The 18,226-nt window shown below is 67.8% G+C and carries 20 protein-coding genes; 5 read left to right on the top strand and 15 right to left on the bottom strand.

Annotated features, from left to right (window positions below):
- Positions 1-17: 17 nt before the first annotated feature.
- The 7 genes from AC1U89_RS19460 to purC all read right to left on the bottom strand — a co-directional run bounded on the left by AC1U89_RS19460 (position 18) and on the right by purC (position 6,594).
- Positions 18-1,931, bottom strand: coding sequence for a CocE/NonD family hydrolase (locus tag AC1U89_RS19460; RefSeq protein ID WP_479901301.1), 1,914 nt, complete (start codon positions 1,929-1,931; stop codon positions 18-20).
- A 79-nt stretch (positions 1,932-2,010) separates the two neighbouring features.
- Complete coding sequence (locus AC1U89_RS19455) at positions 2,011-2,664, bottom strand: hypothetical protein (RefSeq protein WP_479901300.1); 654 nt, start codon at positions 2,662-2,664, stop codon at positions 2,011-2,013.
- A gap of 20 nt (positions 2,665-2,684) precedes the next feature.
- Entirely contained in the window at positions 2,685-3,347 is a 663-nt protein-coding gene (gene purQ / locus AC1U89_RS19450) for a phosphoribosylformylglycinamidine synthase subunit PurQ (RefSeq protein WP_479901299.1), read from the bottom strand.
- 50 nt (positions 3,348-3,397) lie between these two features.
- On the bottom strand, positions 3,398-4,837 hold the full coding sequence (locus AC1U89_RS19445) for an aminotransferase class V-fold PLP-dependent enzyme (protein ID WP_479901298.1): 1,440 nt from the start codon (positions 4,835-4,837) through the stop codon (positions 3,398-3,400).
- 110 nt (positions 4,838-4,947) lie between these two features.
- On the bottom strand, positions 4,948-5,433 hold the full coding sequence (locus AC1U89_RS19440) for a DUF3291 domain-containing protein (RefSeq protein WP_479901297.1): 486 nt from the start codon (positions 5,431-5,433) through the stop codon (positions 4,948-4,950).
- A 152-nt stretch (positions 5,434-5,585) separates the two neighbouring features.
- The gene (gene purS, locus AC1U89_RS19435) at positions 5,586-5,825 is read right to left on the bottom strand and encodes a phosphoribosylformylglycinamidine synthase subunit PurS (protein WP_479901296.1); all 240 of its coding nucleotides are present in this window, start codon (positions 5,823-5,825) and stop codon (positions 5,586-5,588) included.
- A 10-nt stretch (positions 5,826-5,835) separates the two neighbouring features.
- Positions 5,836-6,594 carry a phosphoribosylaminoimidazolesuccinocarboxamide synthase gene (gene purC, locus AC1U89_RS19430; RefSeq protein WP_479901295.1) on the bottom strand — a complete coding sequence of 253 codons (759 nt, stop codon included), beginning with the start codon at positions 6,592-6,594 and terminating at the stop codon, positions 5,836-5,838.
- 302 nt (positions 6,595-6,896) lie between these two features.
- Here purC and AC1U89_RS19425 point away from each other — a divergent pair, with 302 nt between their 5' ends.
- Complete coding sequence (locus AC1U89_RS19425; RefSeq protein ID WP_132088472.1) at positions 6,897-7,214, top strand: DUF1476 domain-containing protein; 318 nt, start codon at positions 6,897-6,899, stop codon at positions 7,212-7,214.
- Between the two features lie 55 nt (positions 7,215-7,269).
- Here the strand turns inward: AC1U89_RS19425 and AC1U89_RS19420 are convergent, their stop codons facing one another.
- Entirely contained in the window at positions 7,270-9,285 is a 2,016-nt protein-coding gene (locus tag AC1U89_RS19420) for a M13 family metallopeptidase (RefSeq protein ID WP_479901294.1), read from the bottom strand.
- 162 nt (positions 9,286-9,447) lie between these two features.
- Here AC1U89_RS19420 and AC1U89_RS19415 point away from each other — a divergent pair, with 162 nt between their 5' ends.
- Entirely contained in the window at positions 9,448-10,035 is a 588-nt protein-coding gene (locus tag AC1U89_RS19415; protein ID WP_479901293.1) for a hypothetical protein, read from the top strand.
- Here AC1U89_RS19415 and AC1U89_RS19410 read toward each other — a convergent pair.
- The 3 genes from AC1U89_RS19410 to AC1U89_RS19400 form a co-directional block, all read right to left on the bottom strand.
- The gene (locus AC1U89_RS19410; RefSeq protein WP_479901292.1) at positions 10,032-10,517 is read right to left on the bottom strand and encodes a DNA-deoxyinosine glycosylase; all 486 of its coding nucleotides are present in this window, start codon (positions 10,515-10,517) and stop codon (positions 10,032-10,034) included. The genes AC1U89_RS19415 and AC1U89_RS19410 overlap by 4 nt on opposite strands.
- Before the next feature lies 1 nt (position 10,518).
- The gene (purB, locus tag AC1U89_RS19405; RefSeq protein WP_479901291.1) at positions 10,519-11,829 is read right to left on the bottom strand and encodes an adenylosuccinate lyase; all 1,311 of its coding nucleotides are present in this window, start codon (positions 11,827-11,829) and stop codon (positions 10,519-10,521) included.
- Positions 11,830-11,944: 115 nt separating this feature from the next.
- Positions 11,945-13,450 (bottom strand): spinster family MFS transporter, encoded by a 1,506-nt coding sequence (locus tag AC1U89_RS19400; RefSeq protein ID WP_479901290.1) that lies wholly within the window; start codon positions 13,448-13,450, stop codon positions 11,945-11,947.
- Between the two features lie 217 nt (positions 13,451-13,667).
- Between AC1U89_RS19400 and AC1U89_RS19395 the strand changes: the two genes are divergently transcribed.
- Together AC1U89_RS19395 and AC1U89_RS19390 are read left to right on the top strand one after the other, a co-directional pair.
- Positions 13,668-13,853: a hypothetical protein gene (locus AC1U89_RS19395; protein ID WP_479901289.1), complete on the top strand. Its 186-nt coding sequence runs from the start codon at positions 13,668-13,670 to the stop codon at positions 13,851-13,853.
- A 72-nt stretch (positions 13,854-13,925) separates the two neighbouring features.
- On the top strand, positions 13,926-14,552 hold the full coding sequence (locus AC1U89_RS19390; RefSeq protein ID WP_479901288.1) for a glutathione S-transferase family protein: 627 nt from the start codon (positions 13,926-13,928) through the stop codon (positions 14,550-14,552).
- Here AC1U89_RS19390 and AC1U89_RS19385 read toward each other — a convergent pair.
- The gene (locus AC1U89_RS19385) at positions 14,549-14,959 is read right to left on the bottom strand and encodes a PAS domain-containing protein (protein ID WP_479901287.1); all 411 of its coding nucleotides are present in this window, start codon (positions 14,957-14,959) and stop codon (positions 14,549-14,551) included. The genes AC1U89_RS19390 and AC1U89_RS19385 overlap by 4 nt on opposite strands.
- Positions 14,960-15,191: 232 nt before the next feature.
- Between AC1U89_RS19385 and AC1U89_RS19380 the strand changes: the two genes are divergently transcribed.
- The gene (locus AC1U89_RS19380) at positions 15,192-16,580 is read left to right on the top strand and encodes a methyl-accepting chemotaxis protein (RefSeq protein WP_479901286.1); all 1,389 of its coding nucleotides are present in this window, start codon (positions 15,192-15,194) and stop codon (positions 16,578-16,580) included.
- Here the strand turns inward: AC1U89_RS19380 and AC1U89_RS19375 are convergent.
- The 3 genes from AC1U89_RS19375 to AC1U89_RS19365 are packed head-to-tail and all read right to left on the bottom strand — an operon-like array spanning position 16,577 to position 18,118.
- The gene (locus AC1U89_RS19375) at positions 16,577-17,230 is read right to left on the bottom strand and encodes a glutathione S-transferase family protein (RefSeq protein WP_479901285.1); all 654 of its coding nucleotides are present in this window, start codon (positions 17,228-17,230) and stop codon (positions 16,577-16,579) included. The two genes, AC1U89_RS19380 and AC1U89_RS19375, sit on opposite strands and share 4 nt — an antisense overlap.
- A 45-nt stretch (positions 17,231-17,275) precedes the next feature.
- A complete protein-coding gene (locus AC1U89_RS19370; RefSeq protein WP_479901284.1) occupies positions 17,276-17,752 on the bottom strand; it encodes an SRPBCC family protein in 477 nt (158 codons plus the stop codon).
- A gap of 24 nt (positions 17,753-17,776) precedes the next feature.
- The gene (locus AC1U89_RS19365; protein ID WP_029915487.1) at positions 17,777-18,118 is read right to left on the bottom strand and encodes an ArsR/SmtB family transcription factor; all 342 of its coding nucleotides are present in this window, start codon (positions 18,116-18,118) and stop codon (positions 17,777-17,779) included.
- Positions 18,119-18,226 lie beyond the last annotated feature (108 nt).

The raw sequence follows: 18,226 nt of genomic DNA, 5'->3' as shown, positions 1-18,226 counted from the left end.
CGAAGGGGCGGAGGGGCCTACTGAACCACCGGCAGCTCGATGAAGCTGGCCGTGTCGCCCGCGTGGTAGACCCGCTGGGTGGCCTTCACATAGTCCGCCGGCTTGGCGAAGAAGATGTTGGGCACGAAGGTCTGCGGGTTGCGGTCGTAGAGCGGGAACCAGCTGGACTGCACCTGGACCATGATCCGGTGACCCGGCTGGAAGGTGTAGTTCGCGGTCGGCAGGATGAACTGGTACTTCAGCGGCGTGTTCGGCTTGATCGCCTTGGGATCGCTGAAGCTCTCGCGATAGCGGCCGCKGAAGATGTCCATGCCCACGGCCAGCTGGTAGCCGCCCAGCTCGGGCTGGCTGGGGACCTCGTCGGGATAGACGTCGATCAGCTTGACCACCCAGTCGCTGTCCGTGCCGCTGGTCGAGGCGGTGAGGTTCACCTTCGGCACGCCGGCGATCTTCAGCGGCGCGGTCAGGGGCTCGGAGACGTAGCTCAGCACATCGGTGCGGTCGGCGACGCTGCGCTGGTCGGTGACCAGCCACGGCGTCCAGCGGCTGCGGTCGCCGAACTGCATCGGTCGCGGGATGTAGGGCACGGGCTTGGCCGGGTCGGAGACGTATTCGTMATACGCCGCCGCGCCCTTGGCCGCCGCCGGGGCGGCGAAGCCCAGGCCGCCGTTGGGCTCCAGGTACAGGGCCTTGGTCCCGCCTTGCGGCCAAGACTTGTAGCGGTCCCAGTGGTTTTGGCCCGGGTCGTAGATCAGCACCGGCGGGGTGTCGGCCTTGGGCGCGCCGTCCTTCAGGTACTGGTTGAAGAACGGCAGCAGCACGTCGCGGCGGAACTGCAGGGCGGTGTCGCCGTCCCACTTGAAGACGCCCAGGTTGAAGGCGTCGTAATTGACCTGGCTGTGCCGCCAGGGGCCCAGCACCAGGTAGTTCTTGTCGTTGGCCGCGTCCTTGGGCTCGACGGCGGCGTAGCTGTGCACCGCGCCCCACATGTCCTCCTGGTCCCACAGGCCCTGGATCCACATGGTCGGCACCGTCAGGGGCTGCTTGGCCATGGTCTTGTCCAGCGCCTGCTCCTGCCAGAAGGCGTCGTAGGCCGGGTGCTCGCTGACCTTCTTCCACCAGGGCAGCGCGTCCAGCCCGTGGGCCTTGGCGAAGTCGCCGGCCGAACCGGCCTTCAGGAAGGTGTGGTAGTCGTCGTAGCCGCCGCGCTGGACGCTGTCGCCCGCGCCGCGCTTGGTGGTCTGGCCGGTGAAATAGTCGAAGTTCGGCTGGCGGAAGGCGCCGTGGTGGAACCAGTCGTCGCCCATCCAGCCGTCGACCATCGGGCTCATCGGCGCGGCCACCTTCAGGGCCGGGTGCGGATTGACCAGGGCCATCACCACGGTGAAGCCCTCGTACGAGCTGCCCAGCATGCCGACCTTGCCGTTGCTCTCCGGCACGTTCTTGGTCAGCCACTCGATGGTGTCGTAGGCGTCGGTCGAATGGTCGACCTCGCTGTTGTTCAGCGGCCCCTTCAGCGGGCGGGTCATCACGTAGTCGCCCTCCGAGCCGTACTTGCCGCGGATGTCCTGGATCACGCGGATGTAGCCGGCCTGGACGAAGACGCTGTCGCCCTCGGCCAGGGTGGTCAGCATGGACGGGCTGTCGTTGCGCGCCGTGCGCTTGGCGGCGTTGTAGGGCGTGCGGGTCAGCAGGATCGGGGCGTTCTTGGCGCCCTTGGGCACGACGATCACGGTGTAGAGCTTGGTCCCGTCGCGCATCGGGATCATGACCACGCGCTTGTCGTAGTCGTAGCCGGCCTGGGGCGCGACGTACTTGCCGTCGATGTCCGGTGTCAGGGCCGGGGTTTGGGCATGAACGGTAGTGGTGGCGAAGGCGGTGAGGGCGGCGGCGGCCAGCAGGCCGGCGCGGAGGGTCGACGCAAGACTCATGGAAAGGCTCCCCAATGGCGCGGGCACCTTAGGAGCGGTTTTCAACGGGCGCTATAATATAACAGCGTTTCGATGTCGCTTAGCGGACGTAGACGCCGTCGAAGCTCACGGACGCGCCACCGCAGCCTCCGTTGTCGGCGACCACCATGTAGCGGCTGACGCGGCGCATATCGACGCTGCAGAAGGGCTCCGTGCCCTCCGGGTCGCCGTAGGACGCGGCGACGCCCTTGACGTCCAGCGGCCCCTTGAACGACCCCTCATGCACCGAGGCCGGACCTTTCCAGGTCGCCTCGCCCTCGGCCTTGAAGCCCTTCCTGTCGCGGGTAATCGTGATTTGGTTGTCGCCGAAGCGCCAGGCGCCCAGCCAGTCGCCTTCGCCGGAGGGGGCGACGGCCGACTTGACCAGGTCGGCCTTCTTCAGCCAGCCGACGGTGTGGCGTTCGCCCTTGCCGTACCAGGCGCAGGCCCAGCCGTTCTCGACCTTGCTGACCAGCACCTCGTCCTGGACGACCAGATAGCTTTTCAGCTTGCAGGCCGGCGCGTCAGGGCAGCCTTCGCCGTCGCCATGGAAGTAGGTCCGTCCGCCGGTCGGGGGCGAGACGTTGTGGACGGACACGCCGTCCTGGGCGGCGTAGGCGAAGTCGCCGTAGCCGCAGCGGTTGTCTGCATGGGCGACGGCGGCCGTCGCGAGTGCGGCGAGAAGGGAGGCTGCGGTGATCGTGAAACGACGCATCGGAGCCTCCTTGAGCCGGGTCAGGCGCTGGCGAAGATACTGCGGAAGAGGATCGCCCCGTCCTCCGACCCCAGGTCCGGATCGAACGAGCGGTCGGGGTGGGGCATCAGGCCCAGGACGTTGCCGCCGGCGTTCATGATGCCGGCGATGTCGCGGGCCGAGCCGTTGGGATTGTCCTGGTAGCGGAACACCACCTGGCCTTCGCCCTCGATGCGGTTCAGCGTTTCCTCGTCGGCGAAGAAGTTGCCCTCGCCGTTGCCGACCGTCATCACGGCCGAGCGCTGCTCGCCGAAGCTGGCGGTGAAGCGGGTCTGGCTATTGACCACGTCCAGGGCCACCGGCTTGCAGATGTACTTCAGCTTCTCGTTGCGCAGCAGGGCGCCGGGCAGCAGGCCCGCCTCGCACAGCACCTGGAAGCCGTTGCAGATCCCGACGACCGCGACGCCCTTGCTGGCCGCGTCGATCACTTCGCGCATCACCGGGCTCTGGGCCGCCATGGCCCCGCAGCGCAAGTAGTCGCCGTAGGAGAAGCCGCCGGGCAGGACGATCAGGTCCAGGTCGTCCGGCAGGGCCGTCTCCTGGTGCCAGACCATTTCGACACGAGCTCCGGCGGAGCGCTCGATGGCGACCTTGCAGTCGCGATCGCAATTGGAACCGGGGAAGACGACGACGGCGGCTTTCATGGCGCGGGCCTGTAGCACCGTTCGCGCGAGATGTCAGCGCCGCTTCGCCCCTAAACGCTCGCCAAGCCCCGAACTTCGGCCAGGGCCAGGTCCACCTCGGCCGGAGAGTTCATGATCGAGGGCGTCAGCCGTACGTGCTGGATCGCGTACGGCGCGGCCGAGGCGATGATCCGGCGCTGGCGCAGCCGGGCGACGGCGGAATCGGTCGACAGGCCCTGGACGTCGAACGAGACGATCCCCGCCGACATTCGCGGATCGCGGGGCGTGACCAGGCGGACATGCGACATCAGCGCCAGACCCGCCTTCAGCTGTTCGGCCAGTTCGGCGGTGCGGGCCGCCACCTGGGGCTTGCCGATCTTCTCGTGGAACTCGACGGCCGCCGGGATCGCCCACAGGTGCTCGAAGGCCTTGAAGCCGCCGGGCGACATCAGCGGGCCGTCGGTGTGCTCCAGCAGGGGCGCGTTGTTGATCCAGGCGGTCCAGGCGGCGCTGTCGACATAGCTGGGCACGGAGGGACGCAAACGCGACCAGCCCTGGGCGTTGGCGGCGATGATGCCCGTGCCGCGCGGGCCGAACAGCCACTTGTGGCACCCGGCCATGAAGATGTCGCAGCCCAGGCTGGCCAGGGTGGCGTCCTGGTTGCCGAAGCCGTGCACGCCGTCGACGGCCAGCACGATCCGCTCGGGCTCCTGGCGCGTGGCGTTCACCTGGGCCAGGGCGGCCGAGATGGCGGCGAGGGGCAGCTTCAGACCKGTGCTGGAATGCACCCAGGTCAGGGCGAAGGCGCGGGTCCTGGGCGTGACCGCCGCCATCAGCCGGGTCACCATGCCGGCTTCCGACACCGTCTCGATGCTGTCGAACAGATCGATGCGCTTGACCACCGAGCCGTTGCGCAGGGCGGCCCGGCGCAGGCTTTCGTGGGTGATGTAGTAGTCCTGGTTGGTGGTGATGATCTCGTCGCCATAGCCCAGCTTCAGTCCGCCATAGACCAGCGCCGCGCCCAGGGTTGTGCTGTCGGTCAGGGCCACCTGGTCGCCGTCCAGGCCCAGATAGCGGCCGGCGGCGGCGCGGCTGTAGGCTTGCAGGCGGCGGTTGTTGTCTTCGAGGTAGGTCACCGGCCGCCAGTCCATCTCGCGGCGGAACTGGTCGATCGCCTTGCGCACCGGCAAGGGGTGGGTGGCGATCAGCATGGCGCTCATGTTGACCTCGTCCGGCGCGGTCTGGAACTGAGCCTTCACGGCGGCCCAGTCGGTCCCGGCCGTCGAGACGGCGGGCGCTGCGGCCGGCGTGGGGGCCGTCCCCGTCGTCGGCCGCGGCTGGGAAACGAAGGCGTCCGGCTTCGGGTACGACGTCGGGGGTTTGGGCGCGGCCGCCGGCGGGCTCGCCGTCGGCTTGGGATAGCCGGCGCGGGGCTGGTAGGGCTGGGGCGCGCTCGGCAGGGATTGTCGAGCGAGGGCCGATCCCGCCGCCATGGCCAGGCCGGAGCCCAAGAGGAATTCCCTACGCCCTACGCCCATCGAGACTGTCCCAGCCAGGGCCCGGGCCCTATGGAAACAACTCACGAATGGGCGAAGCGTTCAGACCGGACGGGAGAGGGTGCCTAGGCGCATTCGTCCAGCACGGGCTCCACGCTGGCCTCGTCCGGGGCGGGGAAGGGGATCTTGAAGGTGAAGGCTTCCGGCGTCGGGCCGTTGGCCTCGAGCAGGGCCAGCTTCTCCTTGGCCTCCTCGATGGTCGGGCGATGGCCGGCCGGGACCCACCACAGCACCATGTAGAGGTCCATGTGCTCGAACCATTCGCGGCGGCGGCGCATGAACTGGATGTGGCCGCTGCGATAGACGAAGGCGCCTAGCGAGGGGATGTCGGTCCAGACCGACATGTTGATCGCGATCAGCGGATCCTCGTACGGCTGCAGGTCCGAGGCATTGTCGCCCTCGCCCTTCAGCCGCCAGACGAAGCCGGGCGAAGCCTCGGCCAGGGCGTTGATCGGCGTGAGGTTGTCGAAGAAGTCTTTGATCATCGGATGATCGACCGGCGCCCGCAGGCGGCCGATGTTGACCTGGGCCAGTTCGTACTTCGCGCTCATGCGATCCCTCCGCCGGTTTCATCGAACATGGTGCGGCGAAGCTGGAGGGGAAGGGGCGACCCGGGAATCCGGCAAAGAAAAAGCGCCGCTCCGGAGGAGGGCGCTCGAACCGGCCGGGGACATGCGCAGGCGCATGTCCCCGATCGTTGTTTCTAGGCGACGTCGATGCGGTAGCTTTCGATGACCGTGTTGGCCAGCAGCTTCTCGCACATGGCCTTGACCTCGGCCTTGGCCTTCTCGGCGTCGGTTTCGGCCAGGTCGAACTCGATCGTGCGGCCGACCCGGGCGCCCGACACGCCGGCCCAGCCCAGGCCGTGCAGGGCGGACTCGACGGCCTTGCCCTGGACGTCCAGCACGCCGGGCTTCAGGAACACATGGACAGTGGCTTTCATGGTCACTCGCTTAGTGCACGCCGCCTTGGATGACGGTCGGCATTTCCTTCATGATGCCGAGGCGGCGGGCCACTTCGGTGTAACTTTCGATGACATTGCCCAGGTCGCGGCGGAACCGGTCCTTGTCCATCTTCTCGTTGGTGGCCGAGTCCCACAGGCGGCAACTGTCGGGGCTGATCTCGTCGGCCAGGATCACGCGGCTGAAGTCGCCTTCATAGACGCGGCCGAACTCGATCTTGAAGTCCACCAGGGTGATGCCCACGCCGCTGAACAGACCCGACAGATAGTCGTTCACCCGCAGGGCCATGGCCATCATGTCGTCGATCTCCTGGGTGGCGGCCCAGTTGAACGCGGTGATGTGCTCCTCGGAGACCATCGGGTCGCCCAGCTTGTCGTCTTTGTAGTAGAACTCGATGATCGAGCGCGGCAGCGGGGTGCCTTCGGTCAGGCCCAGGCGCGTGGCGATCGAGCCGGCGGCGATGTTGCGCACCACCACCTCGAGCGGGATGATCTCAACTTCCTTGATCAGCTGCTCGCGCAGGCTCAGGCGGCGGATGAAATGGTTCTGCACGCCGATCGCGTTCAGGCGAGTCATGATGTACTCGCTGATGCGGTTGTTGATCACGCCCTTGCCTTCGAGGACCGCCTTCTTCTGGGCGTTGAAGGCGGTGGCGTCGTCCTTGAAGTACTGGATGAGGGTGCCCGGCTCGGGACCCTCGTACAGGATCTTGGCCTTGCCTTCGTAGATCTTCTTGCGGCGGGTGGTCATGGCTCTCGTCGAGGCCCTTCTGGCTGCGGGCGCGCCCTCCCGGAAAAATCCGGCCGGAAATCTCCGGAGAAACGAAAAGCGCGCGCGGCGGATAGCTGCGCGCGGCGTTCGACTCAAGGCCGCTCACGAAAAATGTCGTCCCGAAACTAGCCGAACGCGGGTCCTGGCGCAAACGGCCCTAGCCTCGTCGGCGGGAATGTGAGCGGCTTTGTGAACGGATCGGGCGCTATGCGGCGTTGCTTACGATTGCCGGGCGGCTCGCCACGGGATATGGAGCCGGCTCAGAGACTATTGGGGCTTTCATGACCACCTTCGACGAACGCGAACAGGGTTTCGAACGCAAGTTCGCGCTGGAGCAGGAACAGGAATTCAAGGCGACCGCCCGTCGCAACCGCCTGCTGGGCGAATGGGCGGCCGAACTGATGGGCCTGGCGACCGTCGAGGAGTACGCCCGCGCCGTGGTGAAGTCCGACTTCGAGCAGCCCGGCGACGAGGACGTGCTGCGCAAGGTCGCGGGCGACCTGAAGGGCTCGGGCGTCAATGTCAGCGAGGGCGAGGTCCGCCGGAAGATGGACGAGCTGCTGGCCCTGGCCCGCGGCCAGATCGCCGCCGGCGAATAAGGCTTCTCATCCTCGGATGCAGAAAGGGCCGCCCCCGTGGGGCGGCCCTTTTGTTTTACCAGACCCGCGAACGGGCTTCCGGCGGCAGGTAGTAGGTGTCGCCCGGCTTGACCCCGAAGGCGTCGTACCAGGCGTCGACGTTGCGGGTGGGGCCCACCACGCGGAACGACGACGGCGAGTGCGGGTCGGACGCCATCTGCTGCTTGAGCGAGTCGTCGCGCGACTTGTCCTGCCAGGACTGGGCGAAGGCCAGGAACAGGCGCTGGTCGCCCGTCAGCCCGCCGATCACCGGCGCCGGCTTGCCGCCCAGCGAGGCGTGGTAGGCGTCCAGCGCCACCTGCAGCCCGGCCAGGTCGGCGATGTTCTCGCCCATGGTCAGCTTGCCGTTGATGTGCGAGCCGGGGACCGGTTCGTAGGCGTCGTACTGCTTGCCCAGCACGTCGGCCTGGGCGTCGAAGCGCTTGGCGTCCTCCGGCGTCCACCAGTCGCGCAGCTTGCCCGTGGCGTCGATCTTGCGGCCCTGGTCGTCGAAGCCGTGGCTGATCTCGTGGCCGATCACCGCGCCGATCGCGCCGTAGTTCACCGCCGGGTCGGCGTTGGGATCGAAATAGGGCGCCTGCAGGATGCCGGCCGGAAACACGATCTTGTTCTCCAGCCCGCCGTTGTAGGCGTTCACGGTCTGCGGGGTCATGCCCCACTTGCCGTGGTCGACCGGCTTGCCCAGGTCGCTCAGCTGGTAGGCCCACTCGAACTTCCGGCTGGCGGCGACGTTGCCGTAGAGGTCGTTCACGTCCAGCTTCAGGCCCGAATAGTCGCGCCACTTGTCGGGATAGCCGACCATCACCTGCATCTTGCTGAGCTTGGCCAGGGCCTCGGTCTTGGTGGCCGGGCTCATCCACGGCGCCTTCTCGATGCGGGCCGCCATCGCCGTCTTCAGGTTGGCGATCAGCTCGACCATCTGGGCCTTGGAGCTGGGCGGGAAGTACTTGGCGACATAGGTCTGGCCGACCACCTCGCCCAGGCTGCCGTCGACCAGCTGCACGCCGCGTTTCCAGCGGGGGCGCAGGGCCGACTGGCCGGTCAGGACCTTGATGTACTCGAAGCGGCTGTCGACGAAGCGCTTGGAGAGGTACGGCGAGGTCTCGGCGACAATGTTGAAGGTCTGCCAGGCCTTCAGGGTCTCCAGCGGCGTCTCGTCATAGACCTTGGCGATGTCGCGCACGGCGGTCTTCTCGCCCAGCACCACCTTGGTCAGGCCCGGCATGCCGGCGGCGGCCAGGTAGGGCGACCAGGGGAAGGGAGCGTAGCCGTTCAGTTCGGCCACGGTGGTGGGGTTGTAGGTCTTGTCGATGTCGCGGCGTTCGGCGACCTCCCAGCTGACCTTGGCGATCCTGGTCTCGAAGGCCAGGACGTCGGCGGCCGACTTGGCCGGGTCCGGATAGCCGGCCATCTTCAGGGCCCGCTCGACGAAGGCCAGATAGGCCTCGCGCTGCGGCTTGAAGCCGTCGGTCAGGTAGTAGTCGCGGTCAGGCATGCCCAGGCCGGCCTGGCCGATATAGAGGGTGTTGACCTCGGGGTTCTTGGCGTCCGGATAGATGTCCAGCGAGAACACCCCGCTGCCGAAGCCACCTTGGGTGTGGCCCATGGCCACGGTGAAGTCGGCCTTGGTCTTGATCGCCGCGCTCTTGGCCAGGTCGGCCTTCAGCGGCTTGTCGTCCGCCGCCTCGACCTTGGCCTCGTCGACGAAACTCTTGTACAGCGCGCCGATCTGGGTGGACGGCTCGGCCGTCTCGATCAGGGTGCGCAGTTGGTCCTGCGAGCGGTTGTAGACGTCGTAGCCGACGCCGGCCGAGCCCTGGTCGGCGGGGATCTGGGTGCGCGCGGCCCAGGCGCCGTTCGCGTACTTGTCGAAGTTCGCGCCCGGCGAGACCGACTTGTCGCCGGCGGTCAGGTCGACGCCCCAGTCGCCGTACATTGGCTTGCCCGCTTGGGGCGTGGAAGCCGGATCGGCCGCGAGGGCGGTGGTGGAAAGGGCGGCCAGCGAAACGGCGGCCAGCAGAAGCATGCGCATGGTGAAAGGTCTCCCCTCAGGAACCGGGATGCTGCCCGACTTGGCCGGCGTACGCAGATGAATATCTCGTAATCTTCGCCGGACGAGGGCGCGCTCCGGCCGGACGGCGGCTTGCAATCCTGGCGACGCCATTGCTACCTGGGGTGAGCGATGGGGGCACGCATGAAAATCGGTCTGATGGCGGTCGGAATGGCGTTGGCCCTCGGCGCAGGGCCGGCCCGGGCTGCGCCCAACGACTTCCTAGAGCACCGCTGGGGCCCGGGGACCTCGGCCTGCGCGGGCCTCAATCCCAAGCTGGGCCTGCCGGGCGAAGCGCGGGCGGCCCGCGACTTCGTGTGGAACAACCGCGCCAAGCTGGGCGCCGTCTGCCTGGGAGAAGGCGGCGCGCTGTGGGCCGGCGACGACAACGGGCGCGCCCTGCAGCTCTATTTCATGGCCAAGGTCCACTACATTTACGACAAGGCGCGCTGCGTCGAGCCGACCAAGGACGGCGAGTACGACGTCTTCTACGGGGGGCTGTGGTCCGGCTACACCTATGTGATCCGCACCGCGATCCCCCAGGAGGAACTGGCGGTTTCGGGCGCGCAATACGCCCGCGCCTTGGCCGAGCCGTCGCTGTTCACCTATGACGGGGACCTGGAGACCGTCTGCAAGGCGTCCGACGGAATCAAGCCGCGCGCCGCCTGGAAGGCCGAGGCCGACCGGATCCTGCGCGAGGCGACGGAGGCTGCCAAGTCCAGCGGCGGCTAGAGATGGGCGGCCAGGGCGGACCACGCCTCGGCCTTCTGCTCGAACGACCGCGCCGCGTGGGCCGGGCTGGAGGAGGGCAGAGCCAGGGTGGCGATCCGGTCGCCGATCAGCCGGCCGCCCAGCTTGGCCGCCGTTCCGCCGTTGAAGGCCACCAGCCGCAGGGCCGGCAGGGTCTCGACCAGGGCGACCAGATCGTTGGCCGCCGGATCACGGATGGCGGCGTCCAGGCTGCCGGGGCGCTCGGCCTCGGCGATCACGTCCCACAGGCCCACGCCGCGCGACAGCAGGGCGGCCAGGCGATCGTCATAGGCCAGTGGGACGAGGGGCGCGCCCAGCACGCCCTCCATCAGTCGCCAAAACGCGTTCCTGGGATTGCCGTAATACTGCCCCGCGGCCAGCGAGGCCTCGCCCGGCAGGCTGCCCAGGATCAGGACGCGGGTGTCCGCGTCCACGACCGCCGGGAAGCCCGCCTTGCGGGTCAAATCAGGCCTGCTCGCCGAAAACGCGCTTGAAGATCACGTCGACGTTCTTGGTGTGGTAGCCGTAGTCGAACAGCTCCTCGAGCTCGGCGTCGGTCAGGGCCTTGGAGACCACCGGGTCGGCTTTCAGGAAGTCGATGAACCGGCCTTCGCCGCGCCACACCTTCATGGCGTTGCCCTGGACGGCGGCGTAGGCGTCCTCGCGCGACACGTCCTTGTGGGTCAGGGCCAGCATCACGCGCTGCGAGAAGACCAGGCCGCCCAGCTTGTCCAGGTTCTTGGCCATGTTGTCGGGATAGATGTTGAAGCGCTCGATCACCCCGGCCAGGCGGCGCAGGGCGAAGTCGAGGTGGATCGTGGCGTCGGGGCCGATGCCGCGCTMGACCGACGAGTGGCTGATGTCGCGCTCGTGCCAGAGGGCGACGTTCTCCATGGCCGGGGTCACGGCCGAGCGGACCAGGCGGGCCAGACCGGTCAGGTTCTCGGTCAGGATCGGGTTGCGCTTGTGCGGCATGGCCGACGAGCCCTTCTGGCCCGGATCGAACGGCTCCTCGGCCTCCAGCACCTCGGTGCGCTGCAGGTGGCGGATTTCCGTGGCCAGGCGCTCGACCGACGAGGCCACCACACCCAGGGCGGCGAAATAGGCGGCGTGACGGTCGCGCGGGATCACCTGGGTCGAGACCGGCTCGACGGCCAGGCCCATCTTGTCGGCCACGTGCTGTTCGACGCGCGGATCGACATTGGCGAACGTGCCCACGGCGCCGGAGATCGCGCAGGTGGCGATCTCGAACTTGGCCATCGCCAGGCGCTCCTTGGCGCGCTGGAACTCGGCGTAGTAGCCGGCCAGCTTCAGGCCGAAGGTGATCGGCTCGGCGTGGATGCCGTGGCTGCGGCCGACGCAGACGGTCATCTTGTGTTCGAGGGCCCGGCGCTTCAGGGCGGCCAGGATCAGGTCGACGTCCTCCAGCAGCAGGTCGGTGGCCTTGGAGAGCTGGACGGCGAAGCAGGTGTCCAGCACGTCGCTGCTGGTCATGCCCTGGTGCAGGAAGCGGGCCTCGGGGCCAACGATTTCCGACACGTGGGTCAGGAAGGCGATGACGTCGTGCTTGGTGACGCGCTCGATCTCGTCGATGCGGTCGCTGTCCCAGACCGCGTCGCGGCCCTTCTCCCAGATGGTCTGCGCCGCCAGCTTGGGGATCACCCCCAGCTCGGCCATGGCGTCGGCGGCGTGGGCCTCGATCTCGAACCAGATCTTGTACTTGGTCTGGCTGGACCAGATGGCGGCGGCTTCGGGGCGGGAATAGCGGGTGATCATGGGCGGGCGTTTGGTCCCGTCCGCCGGGGGAGTCAAGGGAAGGGGATTATTACTTGGGTCGGTGAGGGAGCCGGGGACAGGCGCATGCGCCTGTCCCCCAACCTTGCCGTCGGCCCTAGGCCTGCGCCGCCGCTCGCTCGCGCATGTGCTTGACCATGCCGATCGCCGCCAGGGCGTAATGCAGGGCGGCCCAGGCGTAGAAGCACAGCGAGACGATGATGCCCTGCTGGGTGGCCCGGGCCATGGCGCCGTGGCAGGCCTTGGCCAGGTCCGGGGCCGAGCCCTTGGGAGCCAGGCCGCCGGGGCACTGCGCCGTGAAGCTGGCCGCGCCCGGGTCGGTGAACGAGCCGCCCAGGGCGTGGAAGATCGACGAGGCTTCCGGGTGGTTGAAGTGGAACCGGGCCAGATGGTCGATCAGCCAGCCGGTGAACACCGGCCCGCCGCCCAGGGCGATCAAATTGAGGAAGAAGAACAGCAGGGCCGTGGCGGTGGCCCGGCGGCGCGGCTCGACCGAGTTCTGCACCACGCCGAAGGTCGGGGCCAGGTAGGTGTAGTGGAAGATGCCGGGGACCAGCAGGATCAGGGCGGTGGTCTGCCAGTTGGTCTGCAGGTAGGCGGTGATGTAGATCGGGGTGCAGATCAGAAGGCCGATGGCTGGCACCAGGGCGTACCACTTGGCGCTGCGCTTGCCCGTCCAGTCGGTCAGGAAGCCGCCGACCAGGGTGCCGACCCCGGCCGAGAAGCCGCCGATCAGGCCGACGATCAGGCCCACCTGGGCCAGGCCCAGGCCGTAGGTGCGTACGAAGTAGGGCGGCACGAACGCGCCCGAGCCGTACGAGCCGAACGAGGCGATGGTCACGCCCAGCATCATGTGCAGCACGGGCCACTTGCCGAACAGCACAGCCATGACCGCGCCCAGCTCCTTGAACTCGTTGATCAGCGAGAAGGGCGGCTTGGGCGGTTCGGCGACGACGTCTTCGGCCTCGAGCGGCCGCTCCTTGACCTCCGAATGGCCGCGCGGCGGTTCCTTGACGATCAGCTTGACCAGCACGGCCAGCAGGATGCCGGGCAGGCCGACGATCACGAAGGCCACGCGCCAGCTGAACTCCTGGGCCAGCCAGCCGCCGGCCACCGCCCCGAACATCGTGCCCAGCGGGATGCCGAACGAATAGATCGACAGGGCCGAGGCGCGTTTCTTGGGCTCGTAATAGTCGCTGATCAGCGAGTGCGACGGCGGCGAGCAGCCGGCCTCGCCGACGCCGACGCCGAAGCGGTAGAGGGCCAGCTGGGTGAAGCTGGCGGCGCTGCCGCACAGGGCGGTGAAGCCCGACCAGATCACCAGCGAGACCGAGATGATCGTCACCCGGTTCCAGCGTTCGGCCATCCGGGCGATCGGGATGCCCAGCAGGGTGTAKAGCAGGGCGAAATACAGGCCGCCCAGCAGGCCCAACTGGGTGTCGGTCAGCTTGAGGTCGACCTTGATGGCCTGGCCGATGGTGGCGATGATCGTGCGGTCGATAAAGTTGAAGGTGTAGGTGGCGAGCAGAAGCCCCAGCACCGCGGCCTTGTAGCCATTGGAATACAGCGGCTGCGCGCCGCCAGGCGAATTCGCCTGCGCCATCCTGGGCCTCTCCCTTCAAACATTTGTTCTAATCGTTGGGCCGACTGTAGACGTAAGGGAAGCGGAAGCGCCAGAGGGGAAAATGGCGGCGGGGAAATGGGGCCCGTTTCGCGGCGCGTGGATGAACGCCAGACAACGAGGGCGCCCACGCCCGTTCAGGCGGGGAGGCCTTCAATGGACCCACGGCCGCGAGAGACGGCCTTGAAGGAGGTCCGCCATGCACGCCCTGATCCATCCGCGTCCCGATCCGATCGCCCGATCCGCCGAGATCATTCCCTTCGAGGAACTGAACCGGGCGCGGACGCTGCGCGCCCTGGCCGTCGATCCCGGTCCGCCGGGCGAGCCCCACCCCTGGGCCTACGCCTTTCCGAGACCTCCGGTCGGTGAAAACGACAAGGTCTAGCCAGGCGGCGTTGTCCGGCGCGGACGCCCGGGCTAAGCCCTGGCTCAGGCTCGTTCGCCAAGGAGGCTCGCCATGGAAATCGTCGTCGGCACCAAGAAGTGGTCCAGCTGGTCGCTGCGGCCCTGGCTGGCGCTGAAGCGCACGGGCGCGGCGTTCAAGGAGACCGTGGTCGAGCTGCGCCAGGTGGGGACCTCGGAGGTCGAGATCGCCAGGCACTCGCCCAGCCATCTGGTGCCGGTGCTCAAGGACGGCGACCTGACCGTCTGGGATTCGCTGGCGATCTGCGAATACCTGGCCGAGAAGTTCCCCGCCGCCCATCTGTGGCCGCAGGACCCCGCCTTGCGGGCGCTGGGCCGGTCGGCGGCGGCCGAGATGCATTCGGGCTTCTCGTCGCTGCGCGGCGAATGCCCGATGGCGCTGGAGGCGACGCCTGGTGTCGTGGCGATCTCCGAAGCCACCCAGAAGGACGTGCGCAAGATCGTCGAGCGCTGGAACCAGCTGCTCAAGCGTTCGGGCGGACCGTTCCTGGTGGGCGAGTGGTCGATCGCCGACGCCTTCTACACGCCGGTGGCCACGCGCTTCCGCACCTATGGGATCCACCTGTCGGACTATGGTGACACCGGTCCGGCGGGCGCCTATTGCGAGCGCCTGCTGCAGGCGCCGGAATTCCTGGCCTGGGAGGCCGACAGCCTGGCCTAGCGGGGCTTGGCCCCAACGGCCGGGCGGCGGCCGGGCTTGCGCTCGACCTCGCGCTCCAGGGCGACGGCGCTGATCAGGGCGCCGTCGGGGGCCATGATCGGGAACACGTCGATCGCGCAGAGATAGGCCTCGCCCGTCTTGCGGTAGTTGACCAGGGTGGTGGTGTGGCGTTCGCCGTTGCGCAGGGCGCGGGCCAAGCGCTTGCGCGCGGCAAGGCTCGTGCCGGCTCCCTGAAAAATTCGAGGATTTTTTCCCAGGATTTCGGCCCGGTCGAAGCCGGTCATGCGCTCAAACGTTGTATTCACATAGAGGATGTGGGGGCCCGGCGGCGACAGTTGCCCGTCCGTCAACACGACGCCGACATCGAGGTCATCGGCCAGGGCTGAGATGAGATCACGCAAAGGCATACTGGATTCCGGGGCTTAGCCGCCCGTGGCTATATACCCGTGAAGGTTTTATGTCCGGGAAAATTGAATTAGGAACTCATTAATCATCGCAATCCGAGTAATCCTCTTATCCAAAAAGGGTTTTTCGGCTCACTTGTGAGTTGTGGTCGAGCGCTGTTTTGCAATTAGGATATCGTTAATCACCGATATGCCTAAAGCTCTCAAGATCTGCACTTGCGAGACGAAAGCAACGATGTTCCTCGGTCAAAAATCAGCTCGCAAAATCGATGTCCAACGGACGCGGAGCCTCGAGGCCCAGGTCACGGCCATGGAGCGCTCGCAGGCGGTGATCGAGTTCCAGTTGGACGGCACGATCATCCGGGCCAATCCGAACTTCCTGGGGGCGATGGGCTACTCGGCCGCCGAGATCGAAGGCCGCCACCACAGCCTGTTCGTGACGCCGGACGAGGCGGCCAGCGCCGACTATCGGGCCTTCTGGGCGCGGCTGAACGCCGGCGAGTTCGTCGCGGCCAAGTTCCTGCGCATCGGCAAGGGCGGCCGGGAGGTCTGGATCCAGGCCTCCTACAATCCGGTGCTCGACGAGAACGGCAAACCCTTCAAGGTCATCAAGTTCGCCACCGACGTCACCGAGATCGAGCTGGAACGGGCGCGCACCGAGGCCGAGCGCCGGCGCGGCGAGGAAGAGCAGGGCGCGGTGGTCTCGGTCCTGGCCGACAGCCTGCGCCGCCTGGCCGGGGGCGACCTGACCGCCGACATCCAGGCGCGCTTCGAAGGGCGCTACCAGCAGATCAAGGACGACTTCAACGCCGCCATCGACAGCCTGCGCGAGGCCATGGGCGCGATCGCCTCGGCGACCGGCGGCCTGCAGGCCGGTTCGGACGAGATCGCCTCGGCGTCCAACGACCTGTCGCGCCGCACCGAGCAGCAGGCCGCCAGCCTCGAGGAGACGGCCGCGGCCCTGGACCAGCTGACCGCCACGGTCCGCCGCAGCGCCGTCGGCGCCAAGGAGGCGTCCGCCGCCGCGTCCGGGGCCCGGCAGGAGGCCGCCCGCTCCGGCGAGGTCATGCGCGACGCCGTCGCCGCCATGGGCGAGATCGAGCAGAGTTCGGGCCAGATCACCCAGATCATCGGCGTCATCGACGAGATCGCCTTCCAGACCAACCTGCTGGCCCTGAACGCCGGTGTGGAAGCCGCGCGGGCCGGCGACGCCGGTCGCGGCTTCGCCGTGGTCGCCCAGGAGGTGCGGGCCCTGGCACAGCGCTCCGCCGAGGCGGCCAAGGAGATCAAGGCCTTGATCGCCAGCAGCACCTCGCAGGTGGCGCGTGGCGTCCAGCTGGTCGGCGACACCGGCCAGGCGCTGAGCGGCATCGTCGGCAAGGTCTCGCAGATCGACACCCTGATCTCCGAGATCGCCCAGTCCTCGCAGGAGCAGGCCACGGGCCTGAATCAGGTGAACTCGGCGATCAACCAGATGGACCAGGTCACCCAGCAGAACGCCGCCATGGTCGAGGAGGCCACGGCCGCCGCCGCCAACCTGCGCAACGAGGCGGGCGAGCTGGGGCGGATGGTGGCCCGGTTCCAGACCGGCCAGACGGCCCGGCCCTCGCGTCGCGCCGCCTAGTCGCCCGTCGGGAACATCGCGAAATAGGGCTCGGCCTCCTGCAGCACCCGCACGAACGACGGGCGGGCCAGCAGGCGGTCGAGATAGGCCGAGACGTTGGGATAGGCGTCCGTCAGCGGCGCTACCTTGTTGGCGTAGAACAGGGCGGGCGCGGCCGAGCAGTCGGCCAGGCCGAAGTCCTCGCCCGCCGCCCAGGTCCGGCCCGCCAGCTCGCCCTCCAGCAGGCCGTAGGCCATGGCCAGCTGCGCACGGGCGTTGGCCACGCCGTACGGGTCCTTGGCGTCGGCCGGGCGGATGCGGTCGCCGACGATCGCCTGCATCGGCGTCATCACATAGAGGTCGAACAGGCGGTCCATCAGCCGCGTGCGCAGGGCGGCCTCAGGATCGTCGGGGATGAACCGCACGAGGCCGGGATAGGCCGCCTGCAGGTACTCGATGATGATCGAGGTCTCCGGGACCGTGCGGTCGCGGGCCGCGTCGCACAGCAGGGGCATCTTGGTCGTCGGCCACAGCGCCCGGAACGCGGCGATCCCCTCAGGGTCGCCGAAATCGACGAGGCGGGCTTCGAACGGCGTGTCGTTCTCGTAGAGGGCGATCAGCACCTTCCAGCAGTACGAGGACAACGGGTGCATGTGCAGCGTCAGGGACATGGGATCTCGCGCTATTGGTATTGGGTCCAGGGCGGGGCTGGGCGGCTAGGCCGTGGCGTCCTCGCGCTCCAGCTCCTTGGCCAGGTGCAGGTCGTACAGTTCGCGGCAGCCTTGCTCGCGCTGGGCCGGGAAGTCGTAGCCGTCCAGGAACGCGCCCTGTTCGGTGTAGGTCAGCCTCGCGCCCTTCGGGTCGGCCTTGATCTCCACCGTCGCCACCGACACCGAGATGCGATTACCGTCGATGTACATGGCGTAGGCGAAGATGATCCGGGCGTCGGGCACGATGTCCCAATAGGTGGTCTCGTTGATGATGTTCATCTTGCCGTCGGGGCTGAAGTCGCCGCGCTCCTGGCCGCCAACCCGGAAGTCGTAGCTGTACTCGGCCCTCGGCCAGCCTTCCGACCGCACGAACCAGCGATGGCGGATCTCCGAATTGGAAAAGGCCCGGAACACCCGCGCGGGGGTGGCCTCATAGACCCGGTCGATGACGAAGGTGGCGTGGACGACGGAGCGTTCGGTCATGGTCGTTTCCTCTCGAGGCGGGGTTCAGGCATCGTCTTCGTGCGCCGTGGCGCGGAGGTACTCCCCCAGGGCGTCCAGGCGACGGTTCATCAGCATGCGGCGTTGGTTGATCCAGGTTTCCGCCGCGCTCAGCGCCTCCGGTTCCAGGCGGCAGGTCCGCACCCGGCCCACCTTCTCCGAACGGATCAGGCCGCTGCCCTCCAGCAGCTGCAGGTGCTGCATGACGGAGGGCAGGGACATGGCCAGGGGCTGGGCCAGTTCGCTGACCGAGGCCGGGCCGGCGCACAGCCGCTCGACGATGCTGCGCCGGCTGGGATCGGCCAGGGCCTGGAACATCAGGTCGAGCGAGGGCTGTTGGTTAGTCATGTGCCTTAGTATTTCCAGGCGCCGGCGTCGTCAAGAGATACTTTGCCGATCGACTAAGTATCTTGGCCCACGAACGAAAAGCGCCCCGGACGCGGGGTCCGGGGCGCT

It is taken from the genome of Caulobacter sp. 05T431 (assembly GCF_056665975.1).
Note: the sequence above shows the minus strand (reverse complement) of the source record. Positions and strands in the feature narration are given on the sequence as shown.